The following is a 10,411-nucleotide window of genomic DNA, read 5'->3' on the forward strand; positions in this document are numbered from 1 at the left end:
GAGGTGAGCGCGCATCAGTAGTACTACTCGATCCGACAGGGCGAGCTGGAAAGCGGTGTTCGCGCTCTGCATCGGCTTCTTCATGACCTTGCTGGACACGACCATCGTGCACATCGCGATGCCCTCGATGCTGACCGGCCTCCGCGCGTCGCTGAACGACGTCATCTGGGTCAACAGCGCCTACCTGCTCGCGTTCGCGGTGCCGCTGCTGCTGACCGGCAGGCTGGGTGACCGGTTCGGGCCGAAGCGGTTGTACCTGGCCGGGCTGCTGTTGTTCGTGCTCGCCTCGCTGGCCTGTGGTCTCGCGGGCAGCGCCACGTCGCTCATCGCCGCCCGCGCCGTGCAGGGCCTGGGTGCCGCGGCCATGACACCGCAGACGATGGCGTTCATCACCCACCTGTTCCCGCCGGACCGCCGGGGTGCGCCGCTGGGCATGTGGGGCTCGGTCGCCGGACTCGCGACGGTGTCCGGGCCACTGCTCGGTGGTGTGCTCGTCACCCACCTCGGCTGGCAGTGGATCTTCTTCGTGAACATCCCGATCGGCGTCATCGGGCTCGTGCTGGCCGTGCTGTGGGTGCCGGACCTGCGGCCGGGCCGGGCACACCGGTTCGACGTGCCCGGTGTCCTGCTGTGCTGCCTCGGGCTCGGCCTCATCGTGTTCGGCGTGCAGAACGGCGAGCACTACGGCTGGGGCCGGGTCGCCGGGCCGGTGACCATCGCCGGGATCATCGTGGCGGGTGTGGTGCTGCTCGTCGTGTTCGTGCTGTGGCAGGCGGCTGAGCGCAACCCCGAGCCGTTGATGCCGTTGCGGATCTTCCGCAACCGCAACTTCGCGCTCGGCAACGTCGCCAACATCGTCATCGGCTTCACGGTCAGCGGGCTCTTCGTGCCGCTGGTGCTGTTCCTGCAGACCGTGCCGAAACTGTCGCCGCTGATGACGGGTCTGATCACCGCGCCGTCGTCGTTGCTGTCCGGGCTCACGGCGATCGCGGCGGGACGGCTCTCGAACCGGGCGAGCGCGAAGTTCCTGCCGATCACCGGCTTCCTGTTGCTCGGGCTCGGCATCGGCGCGATCGCGTTCCTGCTGAACGACGTACCGCCGTGGGTGCTGATCCCGGCACTGATCGTCGCGGGCATCGGCATGGGGCTCGTGTACTCGCCGCTGACGAACATCTCCACGAAGACGCTCGACCGCTCGCTGCTCGGTGCGGGCGCCGGGATCTACAACACCTCGCGGCAGTTCGGCAACGTGCTCAGCAGCGCGGCGACCGGGGCCGTGCTGCAGGTGACGCTGGCGGCCACCGGTGACTTCACCTCGGCAACGCGAGCGACATTGCTGATGCTCCTCGCCGTGCTGGTGATCGGGTTGGTCGCGGCGTTCGGGTTCCGGGGCGGCGTGACAGACTCCGCTGGTGCGTCTGATCCTGGCCTCCCAGTCATCCGCCCGTCTTAGCGTCCTGCGTTCCGCGGGCATCGAGCCCGTCGTCCGGGTCTCCGGCGTCGACGAGGACGCGCTCGTCGAGTCGCTCGAGAACCCCACGCCGGAGGAGACCGTCGTCGCGCTGTCCGCGGCGAAGGCCGAGGCGATCGAGCACGACGACGAGTGCGTCGTCGTCGGTTGCGACTCGATGCTGCTGTTCGAGGGCGAGCTCGTCGGCAAGCCCGGCACGGCCGAGGTCGCGCGGGAGCGGTGGCGGCGGGTGGCGGCCAAGAGCGGCGTCCTGATCACCGGGCACACGGTGCTGCGCGTGTCAGGAGGCGAGATCACCGACCGCGCGTCGGCCGCCGAGTCGACGACCGTGCGGTTCGGCACGCCGACCGACGAGGAGCTGGAGGCGTACATCGCGACGGGTGAGCCACTTCACGTCGCGGGCGGCTTCACGATCGACGGGCTCGGCGGCTGGTTCATCGACGGCATCGACGGCGACCACACGTCCGTCATCGGCATCAGCCTGCCGCTCACCCGAAGGCTGCTCGGCCAGGTGGGTGTTTCCGTGTCCACGCTCTGGTAGCCCTGGTCACACTTGGCTTGATCAGGGAAGACTGCCCCCATCGCAGGCGTTGGGGGCAAGCGGTGAACGAGTACTTGACGCGTCGCAGGCACATAGACCTGGCACGCAGGACGAGCACGGGCTGTCGGAGCTAACCGCTCCCAGCCCTGTTTCGCTCATCCCTGCCCAGGAGATGTTCCAGTGTCGTTCGTCCAGACATACCGCAAGCCCAAGGTCTTCGGCCTGACCGTGCTCGGAGCGCTCGTCCTCGGCGCGCTCGCCGGCTGGCTCGGCAAGGGCACGTGGCTCGCGCCCTTGCTCGCCGAGATCGGTTCCACCTTCACGGCGCTGCTGCAGCTCACCGTGATCCCGCTGGTGTTCACCGCGATCGTCGTCGGCATCGCGTCGCTGCGGAACCTCGGCGGCGGCCGCACCGCCGCCCGCCTCGGCGGCAAGACGTTCCTGTGGTTCGCCATCACGTCGTTCATCGCGGTGCTGATCGGCATCGCGGTCGCCACGATCCTCAAGCCGGGCCAGGGCGTGCAGATCGAGCCCGCCGCCGGTGCGGTCGACAAGCTCGCCAAGCGCGCGTCCGGCTCGTGGAGCGCGTTGCTCGACAACCTGGTGCCCACCAACATCTTCAGCGCCTTCACCGAGGGTGAGGTGCTGCAGGTCGTGTTCATCGCCGTGCTGGTCGGTTTCGCCGCATACGCGCTGGGCGAGAAGGCCGCACCGTTCACGAACCTGGTGAAGTCGTTCTTCGAGATCGTGCAGAAGGTCGTCGGCTGGATCATCCTGCTGGCTCCGATCGGCATCTTCGGTCTCATCGGCAACGCCGTGGCGTCCTACGGCAACTCGTTCGTGCGGCCGCTGTTCTCGTTGATCCTCGCCGTGTACGTCGGCACGTTGCTGGTGCTGCTCGTCGTCTACCCGATCCTGCTGAAGTTCGTCGGCAAGACCTCGCCGATCGAGTTCTTCCGCAAGGCGGGCACCGCGATCCAGTTCGCGTTCGTGTCGCGTTCCTCCGGCGCCACGCTTCCGTTGTCCCGCAAGGCGGTCACGGACCTCGGTGTCTCGCAGGAGTACGCGAACTTCGCCGTGCCGCTGGGCACCACGACCAAGATGGACGGATGCGCCGCGGTCTACCCGGCCGTCGCGACGATCTTCATCGCGAACCTGTTCGGAATCCAGCTCTCGGTGTGGCAGTACGTCGGCATCGTGCTGGTCGCCGTGTTCGGCGCGCTCGCCACGGCGGGAACGACCGGCTGGTACACGATGCTCACGCTGACGCTGAGCGTCGTCGGCCTGCCGCCGCAGGTGATCGCGACCGGTGTGGCCGTGGTCTACGCGATCGACCCGATCCTCGACATGATCCGCACCGCGACCAACGTCGCCGGGCAGATCACCGTGCCGGTCGTGGTGGCGCGCAGCGAGAACCTGATCGACGAGCCTTCCCCGGCGGAGAAGGAACTCGTGAACGCCTAACCGTTCGCACAAGGACGTAGTTGCGACAACTTCGGCACCGGTGTGGGCCAGCCTGGGAGCTGGTCCCGCTCCGGTGCCGTGGTCGTGCAGCCGACGTCCGGCCCGATCGCCGAGAACACCTGCACGAACGCGTTTCTGCACTGGCCGTCGCACGCGTGCTGGGCGGCGACGATGTCCGCTGTGCCGTCCTCGTTGACGTCGTGCAGCCCGAGATACCCGGCGCTCGCGAGGTAGGCCGCCTGCACGCGCGACCACGTGCCGTCCTTGCGGACCAGCACCTCGCCGAGCAGATCACCGTCGTGCGCCCCGCGCACCAGGCACACGCTGACCGCCGCCTCGTCGCACTGCAGCGACTCGCCGTCCACCTTCGCGCCGGACTCCGCGATGGTCATCTCGAAGATGAACGGGCCGGACTCCCCGGTCACCCTGATCCGCCCGCCACCGGTGCCGGCGAGCAGCTCGACCAGGTCCTTGCCGACCGATTTGCCGATGACGACCTGGCAGACGGTGGTGCCGCAGCGCATTCCGGTGTCGGTACCTGATTGTCCTGAATCGGTGTTGTTGGGCCGCTGGAAATAGGCGAACACCAGCCCCGCGACGACGACCACGGCGGCAACGACGGCGGTCACCTGCACGGACCTGGATGCACCCACGTCGCAGATTGTGGCGGATGGGCTCACGATGGTTGTGAAGTGAGCCGTCTCTCCCTCTCGGAGTTCACCGATTTCCGTAGACTGCGGCACCAGCCAGAGCCGTAATTACCGGTCCAGCAGGAGGTACGACGCCGTGTCGCTGCGCAAGGTCCTCATCGCCAACCGCGGTGAGATCGCCGTCCGGGTCATCCGTGCCTGCCGTGACGCCGGACTGACGAGCGTCGCCGTCTACGCCGATCCCGACCGCGACGCGCCGTTCGTCAGGCTCGCGGACGAGGCGTTCGCGCTGGGCGGCAACACGCCCGGCGAGAGCTACCTGTCGTTCGAGAAGGTGCTCGCCGCCGCCGCGCAGTCCGGTGCCGACTCCGTGCACCCCGGTTACGGCTTCCTGTCCGAGAACGCCGACTTCGCGCAGGCCGTGATGGACGCGGGCCTGATCTGGATAGGCCCGACCCCGCAGGCGATCCGCGACCTCGGTGACAAGGTGACCGCGCGGCACATCGCGATGCGCGCGGGCGCGCCGCTGGTGCCCGGCACCAAGGACCCGGTCAACGGCCCGGAAGAGATCATCGCGTTCGCCGAGGAGCACGGTCTTCCCGTCGCGATCAAGGCCGCGTTCGGCGGTGGTGGTCGTGGCCTGAAGGTCGCGCGCACGATGGAAGAGATTCCCGAGCTGTTCGACAGCGCGGTCCGCGAGGCCGTCACGGCGTTCGGCCGCGGCGAGTGCTTCGTCGAGCGCTACCTGGACAAGCCGCGTCACGTCGAGGCGCAGGTGCTCGCCGACCAGCACGGCAACGTGATCGTGGTCGGCACCCGCGACTGCTCGCTGCAGCGCCGTCATCAGAAGCTGGTCGAGGAGGCGCCCGCGCCGTTCCTGACCGACGAGCAGCGCGCCACGATCCACAGCTCCGCCAAGGCGATCTGCAAGGAGGCCGGCTACCACGGTGCCGGCACTGTCGAGTACCTCGTCGGCCTCGACGGCTCGATCTCGTTCCTCGAGGTCAACACCCGCCTGCAGGTCGAACACCCGGTCTCGGAGGAGACGACCGGCATCGACCTGGTGCGCGAGCAGTTCCGCATCGCGGCAGGCGAGAAGCTCAAGCACCTCGAAGACCCGACGCCGCGCGCACACTCCATCGAGTTCCGCATCAACGGCGAAGACGCCGGCCGCGGCTTCCTGCCCGCGCCGGGAACGGTGACCACCTTCGTGGCCCCGTCCGGTCCCGGCGTGCGCGTGGACGCCGGTGTCGAGTCGGGTTCGGTGATCGGCGGGCAGTTCGACTCGTTGCTGGCCAAGCTGATCGTGACCGGCGAGAACCGCGAAGAGGCCCTGGCTCGTGCGCGGCGTGCTCTGGACGAGATGGTCGTGGAGGGCATGGCGACCGTGCTGCCGTTCCACCGCGTGATCGTGCGGGACGCGGCGTTCACGGCCGAGAAGCCCGAGGGCTTCACCGTGCACACGCGATGGATCGAGACCGAGTTCGACAACCAGATCGCGCCGTTCGCCGGATCCTCGGAGGCCTCCGAGGAGGAGACGCCGCGGCAGACCGTCGTGGTCGAGGTCGGTGGCCGTCGCCTCGAGGTGTCGCTGCCGGGTGACCTCGCCGTCGGTGGCGGGCGTCCCGCCGCAGCGGCCGGTGCGAAGAAGCCGAAGTCGAAGCGCGCGGGTGGCAACGCCGCCGCCGTTTCCGGTGACGCGGTGGCGGCGCCGATGCAGGGCACGATCGTCAAGGTGGCCGTCGAGGACGGGCAGATCGTCGAGGCCGGTGACCTGATCGTGGTGCTGGAGGCCATGAAGATGGAGAACCCGGTGACGGCGCACAAGGCCGGCACCGTGACGGGTCTCGCGGCCGCTCCCGGTGACCCGATCACGCAGGGCACTGTGATCTGCGAGCTGAAGGACTGACCCGCCGGGTCGCTCACCTAGGATTGAAGGGTGAGCGACCCGTCACGGGACATCCGCATCGGTGACACCGAGCGGCAGCAGGCGTTGCAGGTGCTCGGCGAGCACATGAGCGCCGGCCGTATCGACATCGATGAGTACGGCGAGCGGTCCGCGAGGATCACCACCGCCAAGACCCGCGGCGAGCTGATGTCGCTGTTCCACGACCTGCCGGACCCGCGACCGCAGTTCGTCACGCCCATGGCGATGTTCAACGAGCCCGCCAAGGTGCCCGCGCGCAGGTGGGAGGGCGCGGTCGTGCCCGTGGTCGGTGTCGCCGTGGTGATCGCGTTCTTCGTCCTGGTGAAGAACCCGCTGATCTTCCTGCTCATCCCCGCCGTGGCGATCCTGTGGGGCCGGTGGAACGGACGCCGGCGCTGAAACCGTTGCTGTTGCTCGATCTCGACGGCGTGCTGCGCTCGTTCCCTCCTGTGCCGCCGGAGATCGCCGAGATCGCTTTCGAACCCTCGCTGCTGCACCGTGCCGTCACGGGTGAGATCTCCGACGAGCAGTGGCGGCAGGAGGTCGGTCCTGGCTTCGTGGCCACGCCCGGCGAGGTGATCCCCGAGGCGCTGGCGTTGGTGCGCGCGGCACGGCGGCAGTGCTTTGTGGCGTTGCTCTCCAACGCGACCACTCGGCTCGAATCGGACCTGGCCCTGCTCGGCATGGACGTGGAGCTCGACGCGATCTTCAGTTCGGCGCGGCTCGGTGTCGCGAAGCCGGATCCCGCGATCTTCCGGCGTGTGCTGGACGAGCTCGGCCACTCGACCGCGGTGTTCTGCGACGACTCGGAGGAGAACGCGGCTGCCGCGTGCGAGGCGGGGCTGGACGGCGTGCACGTGCCGGACACGGCGGCGTTGCGGACGGCACTGGCGACGCGCGGGCTGATCCCCGCGACCGTGCTGCTGATCCTGCCCGACCGCGACGAGGCCGAGGAACTGGCGGCGGAGCTGCTCAAGGCCGGCTGGGGGCCGTGCGCGGTGCACAGGGACATGCTGGCGGGCGAGGACGACGCCGAAGACGTGGACTGGGTGATCGAGCTGACGACGGCTCCTGACGGCACTCCCGCGTCCGCGCATCGTGACGAGCTCGACGATCTGGCGGAACGGCACGACGGGTTCACCGGCGACCATTAGCCTCACGAGCCGTGGAGCCAGTTGAGATCAACGCGGGTGAGTACTACCTGCGCGCCTTCCGCAGCGACGACCGCATCGACGACATCCCGGCGATCGTCGAGGCGTACGCCGACGAGGACACCCATCGCTACCTGGCGATGATGGGGATCGACAGCCCCGCGGCCGCGGAGATGTTCATCGTGTTCATGACCAACGGCTGGAAGCACAACTACCGCTGGTCGTGGGCGGTGTGCGACGCCACCACGGCGGAGATGCTGGCGGGCATCGTCATCCGCGACATCGACGCCAGGAGCAAGCTCGCCGAGGTGACGTGCTGGACCCAGCCGAAGCACCGCGGCAAGGGCGTGCTGCCGACCGCGCTGAACGCCGCGCTGGGCTGGGTGTTCGGCGCGATGGAGATCCACCGCGTCACCTACCGGCACGCGGTGACGAACAAGGCGTCGCAGCGGGTCGCGGAGAAGTGCGGGTTCACCCTGGAGGGTCGTCTTCGCGAGGAGACGATCGTCGATGATCAGCGCGAGGACATGTTGCTGTGGTCGCGCCTGGCGACGGACCCCCAGCCCGAACAGCTACGGTGACCGGCCATGCGTACCACGGCGCTGTTCATCGTTGCGGTGGCGCTGGCCGGATGCACGGCCGTGCCTGAGCAGAGTTCGCTGACCACCCCGCCGCCTCCTCCCCCGCCGACGACGTCGGTGTCGGCCATGGACTTCCCGCAGCGGCCGCGTGCCGTGCCGCTCGACGGGGTGGACCCGTGCGCGGTGCTGACCGCCGACCAGCGCATCGCGTTGAGCCTCGACAACCCGCCCAGCGCGTACGTCGAGCCGAGCTTCGGCGGCGCGAAGGCGTGCACGATCCGCGGCACGAAGAGCGGCAACGTGGCGAGGATCGCGCTGGTGCTGGTCTCCGGCGCTGACGTGTGGCTCTCGGAGAACGCCCAGGTGGATTACACGGTGAGCTCGATCGAGGGCTTCGCGGCGATTACCGTCCGCACACCCGACGTGCACGACGCCTGCAACGTGGAGATCGACGTGGCGGAGGGTCAGTTCCTCGACGTCATGTTCCGCGACGGCGGGAATTCCACTGCGGTGCAACAAGATCATCTTTGCCTCGGCGCGCAGCGGGTGGCAGAGGCGGCGATGGCCAGTTTGCTCCAGAAGCGCTGACCCACACGGGCGGATGTCACTGATTCCACTCCCCAGCGTTACTTTCAGTGGTTAGAGTGTCGACGCGCTTGTACGCACAATCGCCGGAGGTCGCACCATGCCGCCAGGGGGACGCAGCGGGGCCGATTCCTCGCCGCCCGTCAGCCACGAGCTGAACGTGGAACCAGAGGCGATTCCAGCGTTGCGCAGCACCTTCTCCGCCGCGCTGACCAAGCTCGACAAGCAGATCGAGATGGCGATCACCGAGTTCCGCGTCCGGCCGTGGGCGGGTGACCCGGTCAGCAAGGAAGCCGCCGAGAAGTTCAACGACCGGTCGATCGCGGACGGCGACTCCGCGCTGCAGGCGCTGCTGAACTACCAGCGGCAGCTCAAGACAGCGATGGACAACCTCAACCAGATCGAGCGGCAGTACAACGTGGTCGAGGGCGACAACACCGGCATGATGAACAAGAGCGGGTGCTGACCATGGCAGAACACCGCTGGCAGGGTTACAGCCACAAAGAGCTGTACGAACGCATCCACGCAGGTCCGGGCGCCTCCGCGTCGTTCGCGTCGATGGAGCGCTGGGCGGGCGTGTCGGCCGCGTTGAGCGAGATCAACGACGACCTGCACTCCGGCATCACGCTCTCGGGCGCGAAGTGGTCGGGCAAGGCCGCCGACATGGCGCAGGCCGGCCTGAACCCGATCGCGGCATGGGCGGACAGCGCGCGCACAGGCTCGGACGTGATGCGTTACTCGGCCGAGCTGCAGGCCGGCCACATCTCGAAGGCCCGCGCGGACATGCCGCCCCCTGTCGCCGTGACGTCGGAGCAGCCGGGTGCACTGATCACGGGCCTCACACACCTCTTCGGTGGCCAGACCGACCACGAGAAGCAGGAGGCGGCCCAGGACGCCGCCGAGCGCCGCGCCCGTGAGGTCATGTCCACCTACGCGTCGTCCACGACCGCGAACACCTCGACCCTGGGCCAGTTCAGCCAGCCGCCGCAGCTGCAGATCAGCGGCACCGGCGTCGCGCACGGTGGTGGTGCCAACGTCGGCGCGGCCGCTGTCTGGGGCATCGGTCCGCGCGGCACGACTGGTGGCGTCACGCGTAGCCGCACCGGGTCTGGTACCCGTGGGGCCGCAGTGACTCCGCCTCGCGGGGCCACTGCTCCTCCTGCTCCCTCGACGCGCACTTCCAGTGCGTCGACTCCTGCGGCCGCCGCGTCGAAGGGCTCCACGACATCGCTGTCGTCGGCCGGCACCGCCGGTCCCGGTGGCACGGGCACCGCTGGTGCCGGAGTGCCCGGTCCGCGCTCCGGCCGTTCCGGATCCTCGGGTTCCTCGGAGCGCAAGGAGATGGAGGACGGCGCGACCGCGGCGTCCGGGGCCGCCATGGGCACGGTCATGAACCACGGCCAGGCCGCCGGTGTGGCCAACGCCGCCGGGACGTCCATGGGCCCGATGGGCACGGTCGGTGCCTCGAACAACGACCAGGTGCACCGCAGGGCCGTGCCGATGCCGCAGTCGTTCGACCCGTTCGGCGGGATGGGCCCGCGCAAGGGCGAGGACGAGGAGGACACGCTGCACAAGGCGGCCGACTACCTCCGCGAACGAGACGACATCTACGGCGTCGGCAGCTACACGCTGCCCGTGATCGGGGAGAGCACGACCGACTGATGACTCTGTTCGGCTTGGACGTCGGGGCGAGCGACACGCGCGACCCGGTGATCATCTCCACCCTGGAGTTCGACGTGCTCTGGGAGCACCTGGGCCTGGAGACGATGCCGCTGGTCCTGAAAGTCCCCTCACCGGGCAAGACCCGCGAGGAACGCAGGGGCATCGAGGACCAGGTCTGGCGCCAGCTGGGTGCGCGCGGCCTGGGCGGCCCGCGCTCCCTGGACCCGACCCTGGAAGACCTGTTGCACGTCATGAACCGCCCGCAGCAGGAGATCGACGCCCGCATGTGGCTGGGCGAGCGCAGCGTGCGCGTCCTGGCCGCCGGCAAAGGCCAGGCAGGCGTCATGGCCGTCCTGGACGGCGGCCAGCTGGTCCTGCG

12 protein-coding genes are annotated in these 10,411 nt (G+C 68.9%); 11 read left to right on the plus strand and 1 reads right to left on the minus strand.

Features of this window, described 5'->3' with window-relative positions:
- Positions 1 to 55: 55 nt before the first annotated feature.
- The 3 genes from FXN61_RS42260 to FXN61_RS42270 all read left to right on the plus strand — a co-directional run bounded on the left by FXN61_RS42260 (position 56) and on the right by FXN61_RS42270 (position 3,476).
- A complete protein-coding gene (locus FXN61_RS42260) occupies positions 56 to 1,453 on the plus strand; it encodes an MFS transporter (RefSeq protein WP_312878423.1) in 1,398 nt (465 codons plus the stop codon).
- On the plus strand, positions 1,413 to 2,012 hold the full coding sequence (locus tag FXN61_RS42265; protein WP_167979469.1) for a Maf family protein: 600 nt from the start codon (positions 1,413 to 1,415) through the stop codon (positions 2,010 to 2,012). Before FXN61_RS42260 ends, FXN61_RS42265 begins: the two co-directional genes overlap by 41 nt.
- A gap of 180 nt (positions 2,013 to 2,192) precedes the next feature.
- Positions 2,193 to 3,476, plus strand: coding sequence for a dicarboxylate/amino acid:cation symporter (locus FXN61_RS42270; RefSeq protein WP_167979470.1), 1,284 nt, complete (start codon positions 2,193 to 2,195; stop codon positions 3,474 to 3,476).
- Here the strand turns inward: FXN61_RS42270 and FXN61_RS42275 are convergent.
- Positions 3,473 to 4,129, minus strand: a complete 657-nt coding sequence (locus FXN61_RS42275; protein ID WP_167979471.1) for a hypothetical protein — start codon at positions 4,127 to 4,129, stop codon at positions 3,473 to 3,475. The two genes, FXN61_RS42270 and FXN61_RS42275, sit on opposite strands and share 4 nt — an antisense overlap.
- 133 nt (positions 4,130 to 4,262) lie before the next feature.
- Here FXN61_RS42275 and FXN61_RS42280 point away from each other — a divergent pair, with 133 nt between their 5' ends.
- From FXN61_RS42280 to FXN61_RS42315, 8 genes are all read left to right on the plus strand, one after another.
- Positions 4,263 to 6,035: an acetyl/propionyl/methylcrotonyl-CoA carboxylase subunit alpha gene (locus FXN61_RS42280; protein WP_167979472.1), complete on the plus strand. Its 1,773-nt coding sequence runs from the start codon at positions 4,263 to 4,265 to the stop codon at positions 6,033 to 6,035.
- 30 nt (positions 6,036 to 6,065) lie between these two features.
- Positions 6,066 to 6,452, plus strand: coding sequence for a DUF1707 SHOCT-like domain-containing protein (locus FXN61_RS42285; RefSeq protein WP_167979473.1), 387 nt, complete (start codon positions 6,066 to 6,068; stop codon positions 6,450 to 6,452).
- Positions 6,431 to 7,207 carry an HAD-IA family hydrolase gene (locus tag FXN61_RS42290; RefSeq protein ID WP_167979474.1) on the plus strand — a complete coding sequence of 259 codons (777 nt, stop codon included), beginning with the start codon at positions 6,431 to 6,433 and terminating at the stop codon, positions 7,205 to 7,207. Before FXN61_RS42285 ends, FXN61_RS42290 begins: the two co-directional genes overlap by 22 nt.
- Positions 7,208 to 7,218: 11 nt before the next feature.
- Positions 7,219 to 7,785 carry a GNAT family N-acetyltransferase gene (locus FXN61_RS42295; RefSeq protein ID WP_167979475.1) on the plus strand — a complete coding sequence of 189 codons (567 nt, stop codon included), beginning with the start codon at positions 7,219 to 7,221 and terminating at the stop codon, positions 7,783 to 7,785.
- A 6-nt stretch (positions 7,786 to 7,791) separates the two neighbouring features.
- On the plus strand, positions 7,792 to 8,373 hold the full coding sequence (locus tag FXN61_RS42300) for a DUF3558 domain-containing protein (RefSeq protein WP_167979476.1): 582 nt from the start codon (positions 7,792 to 7,794) through the stop codon (positions 8,371 to 8,373).
- Between the two features lie 97 nt (positions 8,374 to 8,470).
- Positions 8,471 to 8,836, plus strand: coding sequence for a transcriptional regulator (locus tag FXN61_RS42305; RefSeq protein WP_167979477.1), 366 nt, complete (start codon positions 8,471 to 8,473; stop codon positions 8,834 to 8,836).
- A 2-nt stretch (positions 8,837 to 8,838) separates the two neighbouring features.
- Positions 8,839 to 10,032 (plus strand): PPE domain-containing protein, encoded by a 1,194-nt coding sequence (locus tag FXN61_RS42310; protein ID WP_167979478.1) that lies wholly within the window; start codon positions 8,839 to 8,841, stop codon positions 10,030 to 10,032.
- The coding region (locus FXN61_RS42315) for an ESX secretion-associated protein EspG (protein ID WP_167979479.1) at positions 10,032 to 10,411 on the plus strand (380 nt) is incomplete at its 3' end. The genes FXN61_RS42310 and FXN61_RS42315, both read left to right, overlap by 1 nt.

The sequence above is a fragment of the Lentzea indica genome, assembly GCF_012184385.1.
Lineage (GTDB): Bacteria > Actinomycetota > Actinomycetes > Mycobacteriales > Pseudonocardiaceae > Lentzea > Lentzea indica.

Bases quoted from the DNA above. Each gene is read 5' to 3' on its own strand.
- FXN61_RS42300 (WP_167979476.1), top strand. From the start codon at position 7,792: ATGCGTACCACGGCGCTGTTCATCGTTGCGGTGGCGCTGGCCGGATGC.
- FXN61_RS42305 (WP_167979477.1), top strand. From the start codon at position 8,471: ATGCCGCCAGGGGGACGCAGCGGGGCCGATTCCTCGCCGCCCGTCAGC.
- FXN61_RS42310 (WP_167979478.1), top strand. From the start codon at position 8,839: ATGGCAGAACACCGCTGGCAGGGTTACAGCCACAAAGAGCTGTACGAA.